Below are 18,223 nucleotides of genomic sequence, written 5' to 3'. Positions count from 1 at the left end.
GCCCCACGGTAGGCAACCCGGGCCCGCAGCGCAGCGGTACAGCAGTACGGCAGCACGACGGCGCAGGAGTGCAGCTCAGCTGCACGCTCCGGCCGAATCGCTACCCGGCGTCGTCCAGGGCGAGCGGCCGCACCGCGCGACCGTCTCCCACGTACAGCCCGTGCAGGGTGAAGCCGTGGGTGGCGGCCTGCTCGCGCAGGGCCACGTTCCAGGCCCTGTCGGAGTCGGTCATCGTCTGCCCGTCCGGTCGGACGTGGACGGCGACGACGCTGCCGCCGGGTGCGGACTGCTCGGTGACGGAGGCGATGACCATGCCGAACCGGGCGGCGTCGTCGGACCCGGGCAGCGCGGGGACGTCGCGCACGGGCACGGCGACGCCGGAGAAACGCCGTTCGGCGTCGATCCACGAGAGGCACAGGGTGCGACTGCGGGGCAGCGCCGCCCCGGCGAGCATGGTCGCGAGGTCGAGACGGTCGGCGTCGGACAGGACGAAGTCGCCGGGGCGGACCACGGCGGGTGCGGTGTCGGTGCTCATGCGTCAGACCCTGCCCCGCGCAGCGCAGACGCCGCCGCCGTCGTCCACAGGCTGTGGACGACGGCGGCGGCGCAGGGAGACGGATCAGAAGTACCGGGCGTAGGCCCCCGTCGTCAGGAACGGCGGGAAGTCGTCACCCAGGGCGACCTCGCGGAAGATCGACGACGCCCGCTCGAGCCCGTCGCCCGGCGTCCGCGGCGCCGTCCGGAGGAACTCGCGCACCATCGCCTCGCACAGGTCGCGCGTGATGGTCACGCCGTCCTCGGTGACGGTGCGGGAGTGCACCCACTGCCAGACCTGCGACCGCGAGATCTCCGCCGTCGCCGCGTCCTCCATGAGGTGGTCCAGCGCCGCAGCGCCCGTCCCGCCCAGCCACGAGGCGATGTACCGGATGCCGACCGAGATGTTGGTCCGCAGCCCCGCCTCCGTGACGGTCGCACCGCCGCGCCGCGCCGAGGCGACGTCGAGCAGCTCGGCCTGGCCGACCCGGACGTCGTCCCGCTGCCGGCCCACCTGGTGCGGGTCCTCGCCGAGCACGGCGTCGAAGGCCTCCCGGGCGATGCCGATGAGGTCCGGGTGCGCCACCCACGACCCGTCGAAGCCGTCGCCGGCCTCGCGCTGCTTGTCCGCACGGACCTTCGCGAACGCGGCCTCGGTGACCTCCGGGTCGCGGCGGTCCGGGATGAACGCGCTCATGCCGCCGATGGCGTGCGCACCGCGCCGGTGGCACGTGGCGACCAGCAGCTCGGTGTAGGCCCGCATGAACGGCGCCGTCATCGTCACCTGCGCGCGGTCGGGCAGCACGTAGGAGTCCCCCGCGAACGGAAGCACTTGATGACGCTGAACAGGTAGTCCCAGCGGCCGGCGTTCAGGCCGGCGCAGTGGTCGCGCAGCTCGTAGAGGATCTCCTCCATCTCGAAGGCCGCCGGGAGCGTCTCGATCAGCACGGTGGCGCGGATCGTGCCCCGGGGGATGCCGAGGGCCTCCTGGGCGACCTCGAACACCTGGTTCCACAGGCGGGCCTCGCGGTGGCTCTCCAGCTTCGGCAGGTAGAAGTACGGACCCCGCCCGCGGGCGATCAGCTCGGCCGCGTTGTGGAAGAGGTACAGCCCGAAGTCGACGAGCGACCCCGAGGCGGGCTGGCTCGACCCGTCCGTGCCGGTGTAGGCCAGGTGCTTCTCGAACAGGTGCCAGCCCCGCGGACGGAACACGATCGTCGGCATCTGCGTGAGCTCGGTGGTGCGCAGCGCGTAGTGCTTGCCGGGCGTGCGGCCACCGTCGGGGGACGGGCCGTCGAACGTCAGCTCGCCCCGGATCGCGGACCGCAGCGCGAGCTGCCCGCCGACGACGTTCGTCCACGTCGGGCTGGACGCGTCCTCGGCGTCGGCGAGCCACACCCTGGCTCCCGAGTTGAGCGCGTTGATCGTCATCTTCGGGTCGGTGGGCCCGGTGATCTCGACTCGACGGTCCTCCAGACCGGGCGCCCCCGTGGAACCGGCCACGCGCCACGTCGGGTCCTCGCGGACGGGCCGGGTGGTCGGCAGGAAGTCGGGGTCGGCGCCGTCGGCGATCTGCCGGGTCCGGCGCTGACGGGTCAGGAGCAGCTCGCAGCGGGCGTCGGCGAACTGGTCGTGCAGCAGCGCCAGGAAGTCCAGCGCGGCGGGGGTGAGGATCTCCTCGGAGCCGGGCACGTGCGGCCCGACGACGTCCACGGTGCCTTCCGCGAAGGTCGCGGAGTCCGCGAGGGCGAGGCCGCGCGGCGGCGTGTGCGGCGAACCGGTGGAGGAGCGGGGCGGGTCGGCGATGGTGGTCATGATGATCTCCCGGTGGCGGGTGCGAGTCAGAACTGAGCGGTCTCGGTGGAGCCGGCGAGGGCGAGGGTGGCGGCGTCGGGGTTGAGCGCCGTGGACACGCGGTCGAAGTAGCCGGTGCCCACCTCCCGCTGGTGCTTGGTCGCGGTGTAGCCGCGGGACTCGGAGGCGAACTCGGCCTCCTGGAGACGGACGTACGCCGTCATCTGCTCACGCGAGTAGCCGTGGGCGAGGTCGAACATCGAGTGGTTGAGGGCGTGGAACCCGGCCAGGGTGATGAACTGGAAGCTGAAGCCCATGGCGCCGAGCTCGCGCTGGAACTTCGCGATCGTGGCGTCGTCGAGGTGCTTCTTCCAGTTGAACGACGGCGAGCAGTTGTACGCGAGCATCTGGTCGGGGAACTCGGCCTTGACCGCCTCGGCGAACCGGCGGGCCAGGTCGAGGTCGGGGGTGCCCGTCTCCATCCAGATGAGGTCGGCGTACGGGGCGTAGGCGTGGGCGCGGGCGATGCAGGGCTCGATGCCGTTGCGCACCTCGTAGAAGCCCTCGCCGGTGCGCCCGCCGGTGAGGAACGGCTGGTCGCGCTCGTCGACGTCGGAGGTCAGCAGGGTCGCGGCCTCGGCGTCGGTGCGGGCGATGACCACGCTGGGCACGTCCGCGACGTCGGCGGCCAGGCGTGCGGCGTTGAGCGTGCGCACGTGCTGCTTGGTCGGGATGAGCACCTTGCCGCCGAGGTGGCCGCACTTCTTCTCGCTGGCGAGCTGGTCCTCCCAGTGCACGCCCGCGGCGCCGGACGCGATCATCGACCGCATGAGCTCGTAGGCGTTGAGCGGTCCACCGAACCCGGCCTCGGCGTCGGCGACGATCGGCGCGAGCCAGTTGCGGGTCGGCGTGCCGTTCTCCTCGACGTCGATCTGGTCGGCGCGCAGCAGCGCGTTGTTGATGCGGCGCACGACGGCGGGCACGGAGTTGGCCGGGTAGAGCGACTGGTCGGGGTACGTCTGTCCCGACAGGTTGGCGTCGCCGGCGACCTGCCAGCCGGACAGGTAGATGGCCTTCAGGCCGGCCTTGACCTGCTGCACCGCCTGGTTGCCGGTGAGTGCACCGAGGGCGTTGACGTAGTCCTCGCTGTGCAGCAGGTCCCACAGGACCTCGGACCCGCGACGGGCGAGCGTGTGCTCCTCGCCGACCGAACCGCGCAGCGCGACGACGTCCTGGGCGGAGTAGTCGCGGGTGGTGCCGGCCCAGCGGGGGTCGGTGGCCCACTGCTCGGCCAGGGCCTCGGCGGTGGCGACCTGGTCGCCGGGCCGGGTGGTCGTGGTCTGCGGTTCGAGCGTCGCGGTCATGATGATCGCCTTCCAGTCGTCGGAGCCTGCGGTGAGGGTCCGACGGCCCGTGCGCTGCTCGTGGAGCCTCGCCCGGGCCGCCGTCGTCGTCCCTCGATGACGACTCTGCGCCCTGCGCAACCCCTGTGGCGAGCGATCGTGAGAAGAAGTATCACGTTTCTTCTCCTTCCCAGAAGGCGTGGCGCATGTCACCCTCGAGCATGGCCCTGACGACGACGAACCGAGCGGCACCCGCCCTGCCGACCCCTCCGCCGACCGGCGAGGAAGCCGACGCCCTGACCATCGGACGGCGGATCCGGCACCTGCGCACCCGGCGCGGCATGACCCTGGCGGACCTCGCTGCCGCCATCGACCGCGCGCCGTCGCAGGTCTCCATGCTGGAGAACGGCAAGCGTGAGCCCACCATCGCGCGCCTGCAGGCCGTGGCACGAGCGCTGGGCACGAGCGTCGACGAGCTGCTCTCGCCCGAGGCGCCGTCGCGCCGCGACGCCCTCGAGATCGAGCTTGAACGGGTACAAAGAGGCCCGCTCTTCTCGGCGCTCGGGGTGAAGGAGGTCCGGGTGGGCAAGTCCCTGCCGACGGATGCCCTGGAGGCCATCGTGGCCCTGCAGGCCGAGCTCGAGCGCCTCCACTCCGAGCGAGCGCTGACCCCGGAGGAGGCCCGCCGCGCCAACACCGAGCTGCGGGCGGACATGCGCGCGCAGGACAACTACTTCCCGGACCTGGAGATGATCGCCCGCTCCCTGCTCGACGACGTCGGGCACACCCGTGGACCGGTGCCGCAGCGCGCCGCCGTCGACATCGCCGCCCACCTCGGGTTCTCCCTGCACTACGAGTCCGACCTGCCGCAGTCGACGCGCGCCGTCATCGACCGCCGTCACCACCGGGTGTACCTGCCCAGCGACGGGATCCGGGGGCGTTCCGACGCCCGCTCGGCGCTGCTGCAGGCGCTCGCGTCGCACGTGCTCGAGCACGCCGAGCCCCACGACTACGGCGAGTTCCTGCGCCAGCGCGTCGAGGCCAACTACCTGTGCGCCGCCCTGCTGCTGCCCGAGCGCGAGGCCGTGCGGCACCTGCGCGAGGCCAAGGAGGCGCGGGCGATCTCGATCGAGGACCTCCGGGACGCCTTCGCGGTGTCCTACGAGACGGCGGCGCACCGGTTCACCAACCTCGCCACCCGCCACCTCGGCATCGGGGTGCACTTCATGAAGGTCCACGAGTCGGGCGCGATCCACAAGGCGTACGAGAACGACGGCGTGCGGTTCCCCGCGGACGCGCTCGGGACGGTGGAGGGTCAGCACGTGTGCCGGCAGTGGACGGCGCGGGTGGTGTTCGGCCACGCCGACCGGCTCAGCCCCTACTACCAGTACACGGACACCCCGACGGGGACCTACTGGTGCACGTCCCGGGTCTCCAGCACCCCCGAGGGGCGGTTCTCCGTCAGCGTGGGAGTGCCGTACGCGCAGGTCAAGTGGTTCCTGGGTCGTGAGACGACGGCGCGGTCCACCTCCCGCTGCCCCGCGGACTCGTGCTGCCGGCACGCGCGTCCGCCCCTGGCGGAGCGGTGGGACGGGCACGCCTTCCCGAGCGCGCGCCCCCACGCCTCGATGCTGGCGGCGATGCCGTCGGGGGCGTTCCCCGGGGTGGACACCACGGAGGTGTACGAGTTCCTGGAGCGGCACGCGCCGGGCGCCGGGTGACGTCGGCAGGGGCGGCAGGGTCGGACGGCGGGCGGGCGGGCGCGCGCGGTGGGGCCGTGGGGGAGTGGTCGGGCGGGGCGTGGTCGGGCGGGGCGTGAGCGCCCTGGGCGAGGCTCAGGACTCCAGCAGCAGGGCCTCGCCCTGGCCCCCGCCCCCGCAGAGCCCGACGGCGGCACGTCCGCCGCCACGCCGGGCCAGGGCGTGCGCCGCGTGCACCGCGAGGCGCGCGCCCGACGCCCCGATGGGATGGCCCAGCGAGATGCCGCCGCCGTGCGGGTTCACGACGTCGCGCGACAGCCCGAGCGCCCGTGCGGACACCGCGACGACCGCCGCGAAGGCCTCGTTGATCTCGACGTGGTCGAGGTCGTCGGCCGACCACCCCTGGCGGGCCAGCGCAGCCGCGATCGCGCGGGCCGGCTGCGAGTGCAGCGACGTGTCGGGCCCGGCGACCTGGCCGGCCGCGCGCACGGTGGCGAGCACCGGCACCGACGCGGCGGCCGCCCGGCGGCGCGTCGTCAGCACCAGCGCGGCAGCGCCGTCGGAGATCTGTGAGGCGTTGCCGGCCGTGATCGTCCCCGCGGGGGAGAAGGCGGGCCGCAGGCGGGCGAGCGTCTCGGGCGTCGTGTCCGCCCGGATGCCCTCGTCGGCGGTCACGACGACGGCGTCCCCGCGGCGCTGCGGGACCTCCACCGGCGCGAGCTCGGCCGCGAGCACCCCGTCCGTCGTCGCACGGGCCGCCCTGCGGTGCGACGCCGCAGCCCACTCGTCCTGCTCGGGACGGTCCACGAACGCGTCGCCGACGTTGTCGTCCTCCGTGCCGAGGCCCATCGCACGACCGTCGAACGCGTCGGTGAGCCCGTCGCGCGCGACGGCGTCCAGCAGGGTGGCCTCGCCGTAGGGGAACCCGGCCCGCGCCCCGGGCAGGAGGTGCGGGGCGTTCGACATGGACTCCTGGCCACCCACGAGCACCACGGTCGCCTCGCCCGTGCGCAGCAGCCGTGCGCCGTCGATCACCGCGGTCAGCCCGGACAGGCACACCTTGTTGACGGTGACGGCGGGCACGTCCAGGGACAGTCCTGCGGCCACCGCCGTCTGCCGGGCGGGGTTCTGCCCTGCTCCGGCCTGGAGCACCTGACCGAGGACGACCGCGTCGACGTCGGCGGCGAGATCACCGGCGGCGGCCAGCGCCGCACGTGCTGCCACGGCGCCCAGCTCCACCGCGGACAGCGGGGCGAGCGCACCCCGGAGGCGCCCCTGCGGGGTGCGGGCGGCCGTGACGATGACGACGTCCTCGGGTGCGGTGTCCATCGGCGGCCTCCTCGCGGCGATGCTCTACCGACCACCGTACGCCGTCGGCCGGGCGCCGGAGGTCAGTGCTCCTTGCTGTCCTCTTCGTCGCCGATGAACGTCGTGACCTCGTCGGGCAGGTCGTCGCGGTTCATGTCGGGACCGCGCTCCTGCTTGGCGTCCCAGCGCAGCATGACCGCGCCGAGGACGGCCGCGATGACCGAGGCGATGAGGATCGCGGCCTTGGCGCCGACCGTGTGCTCGGAGTCCTCGCCGAACGACAGCTCGGCGATGAGCAGGGAGACCGTGAACCCGATGCCCGCGAGGAAGGCCACGGGCAGCAGGTCGCGCACGCCGATGCCCTGGGCGAGCCGCAGGGGGGTGATCCGGGTGACCAGCCAGGTGGTCCCCAGGATGCCGACGAGCTTGCCGACCACGAGCCCGCCGACGATGGCGAAGACCACCGGCTGCGAGAGGATCTCGGCCGGGCCGCCGCCGTCGACCAGGTTCACCCCGGCCGAGAAGAACGCGAAGATCGGCAGCGCCAGGCCCTGCGACCACGGCTTGACGGCGTGCTCGTAGCGGCTGGTGCGGGCCTCGTCCTCGCCGTGGGTCGGGCGGGCGGCGACGGTGAAGCCCATGAGCACGCCGGCGACGGTCGCGTGCACCCCGGAGGCGTGCATGAGCGCCCAGGCGACGAAGAACAGGGGGACCAGCAGCCACCACTTCGGGGAGCGGGTGCGGACGTACCAGCCGAACACGGCGATCACCAGCAGCGACGCGGCGAGCGCACCGAAGTGGATCTCCTCGGTGTAGAACACCGCGATGACGGTGATGGCGAGCAGGTCGTCGACGACGGCAAGCGTCAGCAGGAAGGTGCGGATCGCCACGGGCAGGCCCTTGCCGAAGACGGCGAGGACGGCGACGGCGAACGCGATGTCGGTGGCGGTGGGGATCGCCCAGCCGTGCAGCGCCCCGGAGTCGCCGAGGGTGATCACCATGACCGCGTAGATCGCGGCCGGGACGACCATGCCGCCGACGGCGGCGAGCATGGGCACGCCTGCCTGCTTGGGGTTGCGCAGCGACCCGGCGACGAACTCCTGCTTGAGCTCGAGCCCGACGACGAAGAAGAAGATCGCGAGCAGGCCGTCGGCGGCCCACTTCGCGAGCGAGAGGTCGAGGTGGACGTAGACCGGGCCGATGTACGCGGGGCCCACGACCGTCTGGGCCAAGGCCTCGTAGGTCTCGCGCCACGGTGAGTTGGCGAAGACCAGGGCGATGATCGCGGCGCCGATGAGCAGGGCGCCGCCGGTGGTCTCGCGGGACACCCAGCGCGCCAGGCGGGCGCCGAAGGACGGGTTGGACAGGTCGGTGCTCAGGGTGCACTCCTCGTTCTGCGAAGGACGTCGTCGAGTGCCGGTGTCTCAACCGGCGTCGCCGACCAGTCTTCCCGGCTCGCCATTGCCGGACACCTTACCGGCCGCGCCCGAGCGGGGGCGACGTACGGTGCGGGCCGCGTGGCGCGGATCACGGTCGCTCGTTCGCCATCGCGACGAGCCTGGTGACGGTGCGCCAGTTGCGCCCGGTCGTCCAGGTGCCGGCGGCCTCGTCGATCCGTGGGCCGTTCAGGCGGGTGCGGCCCAGCCCGTCGACGTAGTGCACGTACAGGGCGCCCTCGGCGGTGGCGAGCCGTTCGGGTCCGTCGTGCCGGGCGGCGAGCCGTGCCAGACCGTCGTCGTCCACGTCGCGGGGACCGAGGTGGAGCTGCAGCCGGGCGGGGTCCTCGTGGGCCGTCTCGGGGAAGGGGACGGCGGCGACGAGGCGTTCGAGCCGCGCGGCGGTGACGACCAGCAGCGGGACCTCGAGGCCCACCCGTCCGGCGAGGGCCGAGGCCAGCGCGTCCGCGACGTCCGTGACGTCGGCCGTTGGTGCGTCCGGTCCCGCGCCGTCGTCGACCGCGCTGCCGGCCGCGACCAGGTTGCCGCTGTTGGCGTACGTGCGGGCGTCGTGGAGGCCGGCGTCCGCGGCGGCGGAGCGCAGGTCCGACGCCGGGACGCGGCGGTTTCCCCCGACGTTGACCCCGCGCAGCAGCACCACGTACGTCGTCATCCCTCCATGGTGCCCCTCGGTCACCACGGTGTGAACTCTGCGTGACGAGTTCGCGACGCGCCGCCGCTGTGGTGCCGATCACAGGCTCACGGTCGTAACGTGACCGCAGGACGCCCACCCGCGGGCGTCCCCGGGAGGCCAACCGATGGAGTGCACGCTCCGTGCAGGAGGGCCGGCCCCGGTTCTCGTGCCTCACGTGCACGTGGCCGGTCGCCCGCCCCACCCAGCGTTCCGCTCTGCGCGAGGGAGCACATCGTGGCCCACACCGAAAACCCCAGCACCGACCGTCGGACGTTCGTCATCGACACGTCCGTCCTGTTGTCCGACCCCCGAGCGATCTACCGCTTCGCGGAGCACGACGTCGTCCTGCCCGTCGTCGTCGTCACCGAGCTCGAGGCCAAGCGTCACCACGCCGAGCTCGGATACTTCGCCCGCAGTGCTCTGCGGGCGCTGGACGACCTGCGGATCGAGCACGGCCGCCTGGACGCCCCGGTCCCGATCGGAGGGGACGGGGGGTCGCTGCGCGTCGAGCTGAACCACACCGACTCGCAGGTGCTGCCCGCCGGCTTCCGGCTCGGGGACAACGACACCCGCATCCTGTCGGTCGCGGCGAACTTCGCCGCGGAGGGGCTGGACGTCACCGTCGTCTCCAAGGACCTGCCGATGCGGGTCAAGGCGTCCGCCGTCGGGCTCCGGGCCGAGGAGTACCGCCACGAGCTGGCCGTGGACTCGGGCTGGACGGGGATGCGCGAGATCGCCGTGACGGACGAGCAGATGGGGGCCCTGTACGACGGGTCGGACGTCGAGCTCGCCGCGCTCGCTCCCGAGGTGGTCGAGGGCGCCTCGCCGCTGCTGTGCCACACGGGACTGGTCGTGCACGGCGGCACGGGGTCGGCGCTGGCGCGCGTGACGCCGGACAAGCACGTGCGGCTCGTGCGTGGGGACCAGGACCTGTTCGGCGTGCACGGACGCTCGGCGGAGCAGCGGGTCGCGGTCGACCTGCTGCTCGACGACGAGATCGGGATCGTCTCCCTCGGCGGCCGGGCGGGCACCGGCAAGTCGGCCCTGGCGCTGTGCGCGGGGCTCGAGGCCGTCCTGGAACGGCGCCAGCACCGCAAGATCATCGTCTTCCGGCCGCTGTACGCCGTCGGGGGCCAGGAGCTGGGGTACCTGCCGGGCAGCGAGTCCGAGAAGATGAACCCCTGGGCGCAGGCGGTGTTCGACACCCTCGGGGCGCTCGTCTCGCCGGCGGTGCTCGAGGAGGTGATCGACCGCGAGATGCTCGAGGTGCTGCCGCTGACGCACATCCGTGGCCGGTCGCTGCACGACGCGTTCGTCATCGTCGACGAGGCCCAGTCGCTGGAGCGCAACGTGCTGCTCACGGTGCTCTCGCGGATCGGTCAGTCCTCGCGCGTGGTGCTCACCCATGACGTGGCGCAGCGCGACAACCTGCGGGTGGGTCGTCACGACGGTGTCGCCGCGGTGATCGAGGCGCTCAAGGGGCACCCGCTGTTCGCGCACGTCACGCTGACCCGCTCGGAGCGGTCCCCGGTCGCCGCGCTGGTCACCGAGATGCTGGAGGGCCTGGACCTCTGACGTCCGGTGCCGGGAGCGTCAGGGGCGCCGCCAGGACCTCAGGTCGTGGCGGCGCCCCTGACGCGTGCGGTCCCGGCACAGCAAAAGGCGCGCTGCCTCGTGGAACCCCCCAGCCCCGCGCACCGGCAGCACGCCTCTCGCTTGACCCAGACACTAACAGGTGAGGTAAGGCTTACCAAAGGGGTGTCCGCCTGCTGAGACCTCCGTCACCCCGGGTGCGGTGGTGGACGTCCGACCGGGCCGGACGCCCACCGCCGCAGCGATCAGGCCTGCGGCGGACGCGTCATCGACAGCACGTCGAGCGCCTCGTCGAGCTGGGCCTCGGTGACCTCGCCACGGTCGACGAAGCCCAGGTCGAGCACGGCCTCCCGCACCGTGAGGCCCTGCTTGACCGAGTGCTTGGCGACCTTCGCCGCCGCCTCGTAGCCGATGACCCGGTTCAGGGGCGTGACGATCGACGGGCTCGACTCCGCCAGCGCTCGGGCGCGCTCGACGTTCGCGGTGATGCCGTCCACCGTCTTGTCCGCCAGCACCCGTGAGGCGTTGGCGAGCAGGCGGATCGACTCCAGCACGCCCTGGGCGATGACCGGGATCTGCACGTTGAGCTCGAAGGAGCCCGTCGCGCCGGCCCACGCGACCGTCGCGTCGTTGCCGACCACACGGGCGGCCACCATGAGCACGGCCTCCGGGATCACCGGGTTGACCTTTCCCGGCATGATCGAGCTGCCCGGCTGCAGGTCGGGGATCGCGATCTCGCCGAGGCCCGTGTTCGGGCCCGAACCCATCCAGCGCAGGTCGTTGCAGATCTTCGTCAGCGACACCGCGATCGTGCGCAGAGCGCCCGACAGCTCGACCAGGCCGTCGCGGGCCGACTGCGCCTCGAAGTGGTCGCGCGCCTCCGTGATCGGCAGGTCCGTGTCCTCGCGCAGCAGCTCGATGACGCGCTGCGGGAACCCGGCCGGGGTGTTGATGCCGGTGCCCACGGCGGTACCGCCCAGCGGCACCTCCGCGGCGCGCGGCAGCGCCGACTGCAGGCGCTCGATGCCGTAGCGGACCGCCGCGGCGTACCCGCCGAACTCCTGGCCGAGGGTCACCGGCGTCGCGTCCATGAGGTGGGTGCGGCCCGACTTCACCACGCCGGAGAACTCGTCCGCCTTCGCGCCGAGCGACGCCGCGAGGTGCTCCAGCGCCGGCACCAGGTCGCGCACGACGCCGGCGGTGGCGGCCACGTGCACCGACGTGGGGAACACGTCGTTGGAGGACTGCGAGGCGTTGACGTGGTCGTTCGGGTGGACGTCCCTGCCCAGCGAGCGCGTCGCCAGCGTCGCCAGGACCTCGTTGGTGTTCATGTTCGACGACGTGCCGGAGCCGGTCTGGAACACGTCGACGGGGAAGTGGGAGTCCAGCGCGCCCGAGGCGACCTCGTCCGCGGCGGCCACGATGGCGTCCGCGACGTCCTGGTCCAGCACGCCCAGCTCGGCGTTGGCGCGGGCGGCAGCCTTCTTCACACGGGCGAGGGCCTCGATGTGGCCCCGCTCCAGCGGTGTGCCCGAGATGGGGAAGTTCTCCACGGCGCGCTGCGTCTGCGCGCGGTAGAGAGCCTGGGCGGGCACGCGGACCTCGCCCATGGTGTCGTGCTCGATGCGGTACTCGGTCTCGGCGGCGGCGGTGCCACCGGCGACGATGTCGGAAGTCATGCGTCTATCGTGCCGCACCGACCACGGCGTCAGCGTGTGAGAGGTGTCACGCCGCGGCGGAGCGCCCCGCCGCGGCGTGACGCGCCTCAGGAGATCGGCTGCTCGCCGACGTCGCCCGCGACCTCGATCAGCCGTGCCGAGCCGTCGTCGAGGTCGTACTCGACGCCCACGATCGCGAGCCGGCCCGCGCTCACCGCGGCGTCCAGGGCCGCCGAGTAGCCCCGCAGCAGCGCAACCGTGTGCCGCACGTGCATGGTGCGCAGCCGGTCGGCGAACGGGGTGCCGTCCGGGCCGTCGGAGAAGTCCGCCAGCCCCGCGACCGACGGGATCACCTTGTCCACGACCGACCGCACGAACCCCGGCGGCTGCTCCCCGGTGCGCAGCGTCTGCGCCGTCGCGCCCACGGCGCCGCAGGAGTCGTGCCCGAGCACGACGAGCAGCGGCGCACCCAGCACCTCCACGCCGTACTCGATCGATCCCAGCACCGTCGTGTCGACGACGTGCCCCGCCGTGCGCACCACGAACAGGTCACCCAGACCCTGGTCGAAGATGATCTCCGCCGCGACCCGCGAGTCGGAGCAGCCGAACAGCACCGTGTGCGGGTTCTGCCCGGAGGCCAGCTCGTGCCGACGCGCCGCACCCTGGGACGGGTGCTCCGGCTCGTCACGGACGAATCGTTCGTTGCCGGACCGCAGCGCGGTCCATGCCTCGGTGGGGGTCATGCGTCCTCCAGCTCTCTCGCCCACGGCGGGTTCGCGCCCGCGCGGGACACCGTCACCGCCGCCACCGCCGCACAGCGCTCGAGCAGCCGCTCCACGGTGGCGAGGTCGATGGTACGCAGTGCCGCACGACGGTCCGCGCCGAGGAGGTCGGCCGCCCACAGGCCGTCCAGCAGCGCGCCCGTGAACGAGTCGCCCGCCCCCACGGTGTCGACCACCGCCACCGGGCGCGACGGCACGTGCACCTCTCCCGCGGCGGTGACCGCCGTGGCTCCCTCGCCGCCGAACGTCACCACCACGAGCGCTGCCCCGAGCTCGTGCACCCAGGACCGCGCCACGTCCAGGGGCGCCGTCCCCGCCGCGAGCCAGGCGAGGTCCTCGTCGCTGACCTTCACGACGTCGGCGAGCCGCACGAACGTCTCGACGCGCTCGCGAGCCGCCTGAGCCCCACCCATCAGCACCGGGCGGGCGTTCGGGTCGTAGGAGATCGTCGCCACCGCACGGGCCCGGGTCACCAGGTCCAGCACCGCGCCCGCACCCGGATCCAGCACCGCGGCGATCGAACCGGTGTGGACCGCGACCGTCCCGGCATCCGCCCCCGCCCCCGGTGGGACCTGCCACGTCAGGTCGAACTCGTAGGAGGCGCCGCCGTCGGCGTCCAGCGTCGCCCGTGCGACCGACGTCCGCTCGGCGCCGTCGCTGCCCGCCGTCGTCGCCACCCCCGACTCCGTCAACCAGGCCCGCACGACGTCGCCCCGTGCGTCGTCGCCCAGCCAGGTCGCGAGGCGGGCCGCGCGACCCAGGCGACCCAGCGTCAGGGCGACGTTGGCGAGGGAACCGCCCGGGTGCTCCGTGCTCGACCCGTCCGGCCGGGCCACCACGTCCACCAGCGCCTCGCCGACGGCGAGCACGTGACGCGCCATCAGCGGTGCTCGGCGGCGTCGGCCGCGCCCGACCGTGCGCCCGACTGTGCGGCCGCGAGGCGCTCGCGGGCGCCGTCGAGCCACTCCTGGCAGCGCGTGGCGAGCGCCTCGCCCCGCTCCCACAGGGCCAGCGAGGCCTCCAGCGGCTCGCCCCCGCCTCCAGGCGGGAGACGACCCGGACGAGCTCGTCGCGCGCCTGCTCGTACGTCAGCGTGCCGACGTCGGGCTGTGAGGTCCTGTCAGCGGTGGTGTCGGCGGCGGTGGTGTCGGCGGCGGCGTCAGCATCGGTCACGCACCCCAGTCAACCGCACCCCGCCGACATCCGGGACGGCCGGGCCCCCAAACGCGTTGCCCCGTGCCCTTCCGCCGTGCGATCTTCAGGCCATGGGTCATCTCGAGGTGGCGCACGTCGAGTACGTGCTGCCGGACGGACGAACGCTGCTCGACGACGTCTCCTTCCGCGTCGGCGAAGGCAGCACGACCGCCCTCGTGGGCCCGAACGGTGCGGGCAAGACGACGCTGATGAGACTCGTCACCGCGCAGCTGCGCCCCGACGCGGGCACCGTCACCGTCAGCGGCGGGCTCGGGGTGATGTCGCAGTTCGTCGGCTCCGTGCGGGACTCCACCACCGTGCGCCAGCTCCTCGCCGGCGTCGCCCCCGACCGGGTCCGGCACGCCGCTCGCGCCCTGGAGGACGCCGAGACCGCCGTCATGGAGGTCGACGACGAGGCCGCCCAGATGAGCTACGCGCAGGCGCTCGTGGACTGGGCCGAGGTGCAGGGCTACGAGGCCGAGACCCTGTGGGACGTGTGCACGACGGCGGCGCTCGGCATGCCGTTCGAGCGTGCCCAGTGGCGCGAGGTCCGCACGCTGTCCGGAGGTGAGCAGAAGCGACTGGTGCTGGAGGCGCTGCTGCGAGGGCCGGACGAGGTCCTGCTCCTCGACGAGCCCGACAACTACCTCGACGTCCCCGGCAAGCGCTGGCTGGAGGATCAGCTCCTCGCCACCCGCAAGACGGTCCTGTTCGTCTCCCACGACCGTGAGCTGCTCGACCGGGTGGCCGACCGCATCGTCGCCCTCGAACCCGGCCCCACCGGGACCGACGCCTGGGTGCACGGCGGCGGGTTCGCCACGTTCCACGAGGCACGGCGCGAGAGGTTCGCGCGGTTCGAGGAGCTGCGCCGACGCTGGGAGGAGAAGCACGCCCAGCTCAAGAAGCTCGTCCTCACCCTGCGCCAGCAGGCGGCCAACAGCCCCGACATGGCCTCGCGCTACCGCGCGTCCCAGACGCGTCTGCGCAAGTTCGAGGACGCGGGCCCGCCCCCGGAGCCGCCGCGCGAGCAGGACATCTCGATGCGGCTGCGCGGAGGACGCACCGGGACCCGCGCGATCATGTGCGAGGACCTGGAGCTCACCGGACTCATGAAGCCGTTCGACCTCGAGGTGTTCTACGGCGAACGGGTCGCCGTCCTCGGTTCGAACGGGTCGGGCAAGTCGCACTTCCTGCGTCTGCTGGCGGGGGACGACGTCGCGCACACCGGTTCCGCGCGCCTCGGTGCGCGGGTGGTGGTGGGCCACTTCGCCCAGACGCACGCCCATCCGGAGCTGGCCGGCCGCACGCTGCTGGAGATCCTGTGGTCGGATCACGCCAAGGACCGGGGCGCCGCCACCTCCGTGCTGCGTCGCTACGAGCTGCAGGGCGCGGCGGAGCGTCCGTTCGACCGGCTCTCGGGCGGTCAGCAGGCACGGTTCCAGATCCTCCTGCTGGAGCTGGGCGGCTGTACCGCGCTGCTGCTCGACGAGCCCACCGACAACCTCGACCTGGAGAGTGCCGAGGCGCTCCAGGAGGGCCTGGAGGCGTTCGACGGCACCGTGCTCGCCGTGACGCACGACCGGTGGTTCGCCCGTGGCTTCGACCGGTTCCTCGTGTTCGGCGCCGACGGCACCGTGCGCGAGACCCCCGAGGCAGTCTGGGACGAGGGGCGCGTGGCCCGCGCCCGCTGAGCGGTGCGTCGCCCCTGCTCGTGCCCGTCAGGCTCCGACCGACGTGACCGCGGCGTCCAGGGAACCGTCGGCGAGGCGCACGTGCACCGCGTCGCCGGTGGTGACGTCGTCGGCGGCCCGGACCACGGCGCCGTCGGCCCGCTGCACGACGGCGTAGCCGCGCTCCAGCGTCGAGGCGGGGGACAGGGCGCGCACCTGGCCCGTCAGGCGCCCCACCTCGCCCGCGCCCCGCAGCAGCGCCGCGTCCAGCAGGTGGCGGACGTGGCGCAGGTGCTGAGCGATCTCCGACTCGCGCTGGTCCACCATCGTGCTCGGCCGGGCGAGCACCGGACGGGACCGCACCGCGTCCAGGCCGTGCTGCTCCCGCGACAGCATGGCGGTCACCGACCCGCGGATGCGCTGGCGGGCCTGGGCGACCCGCTGACGCTCCTCCGCGACGTCGGGCACGATGCGTTTGGCAGCGTCGGTCGGGGTGGAGGCGCGGTAGTCCGCGACCAGGTCGATCAGGGGGGTGTCGGTCTGGTGGCCGATCGCGCTGACCAGGGGGGTCCGGCAGGCGGCCACCGCGCGCACCAGCGTCTCGTTGCTGAACGGCAGGAGGTCCTCCACCGAGCCGCCGCCGCGGGCGACCACGATGACGTCCACCTCCGGGCGGGCGTCCAGCTCGGCGACGGCCGCCCCGACCTCCTGCACGGCGCCGGCGCCCTGGACCGCGACCTCCCGGATCTCGAACCGGACCTGCGGCCAGCGGGCGCGGGCGTTGACGACGACGTCGTGCTCCGCCTTGGACTCGCGCCCGCACACCAGCCCCACGACCGACGGCAGGAAAGGCAGCGCACGCTTGCGGTCCGCGTCGAACAGGCCTTCGGCGGCCAGCACCGACCGGAGCTGCTCGATCCGGGCGAGCAGCTCACCCACGCCGACCTGGCGGATGCTGGAGGCGCGCAGGGAGAGCCGGCCCGTCTTGACCCAGTACTCGGGCCTGGCCTGCACGACGACGTGGTCGCCGTTCTGCGGCCGGGCGTCCAGGCCGTCGAACGCCCTGGTCAGCATGTGCACCGGCAGGGACGCCTCCACGTCGGTGTCCCGCAGGGTGATGAACTGCACCCCCGACCCGCCACGGTAGGTGTGCTCGACGACCTGGCCCTCGACCCAGACGCTGGTCATCCTCGCGACGTAGTCGCGGATCTTCGCCGACAGCAGCCGCACGGGCCACGGGCTGTGCGCGGTGGTGTCGGCGGCGCGCGCGGGCAGCGGCTGCGTCTCGGGCCCGGCACCGGGCGCGGGGTGGTCGTCGCTCACGTCCACCAGCATGCCGCACCCCACCCACACCCGGACCTGGACCCCCCGGACCCGCCCGGACCCGCCCGGACCGGTGCGCACGGGCGCGAACCGCTCCCGACGGTCACCGTCACACGCCCTCCACACCGGCCTCCTAGACTGGGTGCGTGACTGCGACCGCACCGGCCCCCGTCCGTCCCTCGACCAAGCGTGTGCTCCTCGCCGCCCCCCGCGGCTACTGCGCCGGCGTCGACCGCGCGGTCGTCGCCGTGGAGAAGGCCCTGGAGACGTACGGCGCGCCGGTCTACGTCCGCAAGGAGATCGTGCACAACAAGCACGTCGTGGAGACGCTGCGCGAGCGCGGCGCGATCTTCGTCGAGGAGACCGACGAGGTGCCCCACGGCGCGCGCCTCGTGTTCTCGGCCCACGGTGTGTCGCCCGCCGTCCGTGAGTCCGCGGCCGCCCGTGACCTCGACACGATCGACGCTACCTGCCCCCTGGTGACCAAGGTGCACAAGGAGGCCGTCCGGTTCGCCCGCGACGACTTCGACATCCTGCTCATCGGCCACGACGGCCACGAGGAGGTCGAGGGGACCGCCGGCGAGGCCCCGGACCACGTGCGGGTCGTCAACTCCCCGGAGGAGGTCGACGAGGTCGAGGTCCGCGACCCGAGCAAGGTCGTGTGGATCTCGCAGACGACGCTGTCGGTGGACGAGACGATGGAGACCGTGCGCCGGCTGCGCGAGAAGTTCCCCGAGATGATCGACCCGCCGAGCGACGACATCTGCTACGCGACCCAGAACCGCCAGGTGGCCGTCAAGAAGCTGGCCCCCGAGTGCGATCTCGTGATCGTCGTGGGCTCGGCGAACTCGTCGAACTCGGTGCGGCTCGTGGAGGTCGCCCTCCAGGCCGGAGCCCGCACGTCGTACCGCGTGGACCGGGCCGCGGAGATCGAGGAGTCGTGGTTCGACGGTGTGACGACCGTCGGGGTGACCTCGGGGGCGTCGGTGCCGGAGATCCTCGTCGACGACGTCCTGCGGCTGCTCGCCGACCGCGGATTCGGCCAGGCCGAGGAGGTGCGCACCGCGACCGAGGACCTGATGTTCTCGCTGCCGCGTGAGCTGCGGACGAGCCTGAAGGCGAGCGGCGCGCAGGACGGCCGGCCCCGGCCGGAGAAGCGGCGCGAGCTGCCGATCAGCCCGGCCTGACCGCGGG

13 protein-coding genes and 2 pseudogenes are annotated in these 18,223 nt (G+C 73.2%); 4 read left to right on the top strand and 11 right to left on the bottom strand.

Features of this window, described 5'->3' with window-relative positions:
• Positions 1–100: 100 nt before the first annotated feature.
• The 3 genes and pseudogenes from ACNHYB_RS06745 to aceA form a co-directional block, all read right to left on the bottom strand.
• Complete coding sequence (locus ACNHYB_RS06745; protein ID WP_418277653.1) at positions 101–535, bottom strand: hypothetical protein; 435 nt, start codon at positions 533–535, stop codon at positions 101–103.
• Positions 536–619: 84 nt separating this feature from the next.
• A pseudogene (aceB, locus tag ACNHYB_RS06740) lies at positions 620–2,349 on the bottom strand (malate synthase A).
• A 26-nt stretch (positions 2,350–2,375) separates the two neighbouring features.
• Positions 2,376–3,692 carry an isocitrate lyase gene (gene aceA / locus ACNHYB_RS06735; RefSeq protein WP_418277652.1) on the bottom strand — a complete coding sequence of 439 codons (1,317 nt, stop codon included), beginning with the start codon at positions 3,690–3,692 and terminating at the stop codon, positions 2,376–2,378.
• A gap of 185 nt (positions 3,693–3,877) precedes the next feature.
• Here aceA and ACNHYB_RS06730 point away from each other — a divergent pair, with 185 nt between their 5' ends.
• The gene (locus ACNHYB_RS06730; protein ID WP_418277651.1) at positions 3,878–5,392 is read left to right on the top strand and encodes a helix-turn-helix domain-containing protein; all 1,515 of its coding nucleotides are present in this window, start codon (positions 3,878–3,880) and stop codon (positions 5,390–5,392) included.
• A gap of 114 nt (positions 5,393–5,506) precedes the next feature.
• Here the strand turns inward: ACNHYB_RS06730 and ACNHYB_RS06725 are convergent, their stop codons facing one another.
• The 3 genes from ACNHYB_RS06725 to ACNHYB_RS06715 all read right to left on the bottom strand — a co-directional run bounded on the left by ACNHYB_RS06725 (position 5,507) and on the right by ACNHYB_RS06715 (position 8,788).
• On the bottom strand, positions 5,507–6,700 hold the full coding sequence (locus ACNHYB_RS06725; protein ID WP_418277650.1) for an acetyl-CoA C-acyltransferase: 1,194 nt from the start codon (positions 6,698–6,700) through the stop codon (positions 5,507–5,509).
• Positions 6,701–6,762: 62 nt separating this feature from the next.
• Positions 6,763–8,007, bottom strand: a complete 1,245-nt coding sequence (gene nhaA / locus ACNHYB_RS06720) for a Na+/H+ antiporter NhaA (RefSeq protein WP_418277649.1) — start codon at positions 8,005–8,007, stop codon at positions 6,763–6,765.
• A gap of 199 nt (positions 8,008–8,206) precedes the next feature.
• A complete protein-coding gene (locus ACNHYB_RS06715) occupies positions 8,207–8,788 on the bottom strand; it encodes a DUF1697 domain-containing protein (RefSeq protein WP_418277648.1) in 582 nt (193 codons plus the stop codon).
• Positions 8,789–9,043: 255 nt separating this feature from the next.
• Between ACNHYB_RS06715 and ACNHYB_RS06710 the strand changes: the two genes are divergently transcribed.
• On the top strand, positions 9,044–10,384 hold the full coding sequence (locus ACNHYB_RS06710; protein WP_418277647.1) for a PhoH family protein: 1,341 nt from the start codon (positions 9,044–9,046) through the stop codon (positions 10,382–10,384).
• 263 nt (positions 10,385–10,647) lie between these two features.
• On the opposite strand, the gene ACNHYB_RS06705 is transcribed toward ACNHYB_RS06710, so the two are convergent.
• The 4 genes and pseudogenes from ACNHYB_RS06705 to ACNHYB_RS06690 all read right to left on the bottom strand — a co-directional run bounded on the left by ACNHYB_RS06705 (position 10,648) and on the right by ACNHYB_RS06690 (position 13,934).
• The gene (locus tag ACNHYB_RS06705) at positions 10,648–12,081 is read right to left on the bottom strand and encodes a class II fumarate hydratase (protein WP_418277646.1); all 1,434 of its coding nucleotides are present in this window, start codon (positions 12,079–12,081) and stop codon (positions 10,648–10,650) included.
• A gap of 86 nt (positions 12,082–12,167) precedes the next feature.
• Positions 12,168–12,803, bottom strand: coding sequence for a carbonic anhydrase (locus tag ACNHYB_RS06700; RefSeq protein ID WP_418277645.1), 636 nt, complete (start codon positions 12,801–12,803; stop codon positions 12,168–12,170).
• Positions 12,800–13,723, bottom strand: coding sequence for a carbohydrate kinase family protein (locus ACNHYB_RS06695; RefSeq protein ID WP_418277644.1), 924 nt, complete (start codon positions 13,721–13,723; stop codon positions 12,800–12,802). The genes ACNHYB_RS06700 and ACNHYB_RS06695 overlap by 4 nt, the downstream gene beginning before the upstream one ends.
• Positions 13,723–13,934: pseudogene (locus ACNHYB_RS06690) on the bottom strand (exodeoxyribonuclease VII small subunit). Before ACNHYB_RS06690 ends, ACNHYB_RS06695 begins: the two are co-directional and overlap by 1 nt.
• A 173-nt stretch (positions 13,935–14,107) precedes the next feature.
• Here ACNHYB_RS06690 and ACNHYB_RS06685 point away from each other — a divergent pair.
• Positions 14,108–15,727: an ABC-F family ATP-binding cassette domain-containing protein gene (locus tag ACNHYB_RS06685; protein WP_418277643.1), complete on the top strand. Its 1,620-nt coding sequence runs from the start codon at positions 14,108–14,110 to the stop codon at positions 15,725–15,727.
• A gap of 27 nt (positions 15,728–15,754) precedes the next feature.
• Here ACNHYB_RS06685 and xseA read toward each other — a convergent pair whose 3' ends face one another.
• A complete protein-coding gene (gene xseA / locus ACNHYB_RS06680) occupies positions 15,755–17,029 on the bottom strand; it encodes an exodeoxyribonuclease VII large subunit (RefSeq protein ID WP_418277642.1) in 1,275 nt (424 codons plus the stop codon).
• 146 nt (positions 17,030–17,175) lie between these two features.
• On the opposite strand from xseA, the gene ACNHYB_RS06675 reads away from it, so the two are divergent.
• Positions 17,176–18,216 carry a 4-hydroxy-3-methylbut-2-enyl diphosphate reductase gene (locus ACNHYB_RS06675; protein ID WP_418277640.1) on the top strand — a complete coding sequence of 347 codons (1,041 nt, stop codon included), beginning with the start codon at positions 17,176–17,178 and terminating at the stop codon, positions 18,214–18,216.
• Positions 18,217–18,223 lie beyond the last annotated feature (7 nt).

Source organism: Isoptericola jiangsuensis (assembly GCF_048320105.1).
Classification (GTDB): Bacteria; Actinomycetota; Actinomycetes; order Actinomycetales; family Cellulomonadaceae; genus Isoptericola; species Isoptericola jiangsuensis_A.
The sequence above is the reverse complement of the archived record's forward strand: the minus strand, read 5'-3'. Positions and strand labels throughout refer to the sequence as shown.

What these genes read in the sequence shown, in the direction of transcription:
- ACNHYB_RS06745 (WP_418277653.1), bottom strand. Translation starts at nt 535, where the DNA reads ATGAGCACCGACACCGCACCCGCCGTGGTCCGCCCCGGCGACTTCGTC.
- aceA (WP_418277652.1), bottom strand. Translation starts at nt 3,692, where the DNA reads ATGACCGCGACGCTCGAACCGCAGACCACGACCACCCGGCCCGGCGAC.
- ACNHYB_RS06730 (WP_418277651.1), top strand. Translation starts at nt 3,878, where the DNA reads ATGTCACCCTCGAGCATGGCCCTGACGACGACGAACCGAGCGGCACCC.
- ACNHYB_RS06725 (WP_418277650.1), bottom strand. Translation starts at nt 6,700, where the DNA reads ATGGACACCGCACCCGAGGACGTCGTCATCGTCACGGCCGCCCGCACC.
- ACNHYB_RS06715 (WP_418277648.1), bottom strand. Translation starts at nt 8,788, where the DNA reads ATGACGACGTACGTGGTGCTGCTGCGCGGGGTCAACGTCGGGGGAAAC.
- ACNHYB_RS06705 (WP_418277646.1), bottom strand. Translation starts at nt 12,081, where the DNA reads ATGACTTCCGACATCGTCGCCGGTGGCACCGCCGCCGCCGAGACCGAG.
- ACNHYB_RS06700 (WP_418277645.1), bottom strand. Translation starts at nt 12,803, where the DNA reads ATGACCCCCACCGAGGCATGGACCGCGCTGCGGTCCGGCAACGAACGA.
- ACNHYB_RS06695 (WP_418277644.1), bottom strand. Translation starts at nt 13,723, where the DNA reads ATGGCGCGTCACGTGCTCGCCGTCGGCGAGGCGCTGGTGGACGTGGTG.
- ACNHYB_RS06685 (WP_418277643.1), top strand. Translation starts at nt 14,108, where the DNA reads ATGGGTCATCTCGAGGTGGCGCACGTCGAGTACGTGCTGCCGGACGGA.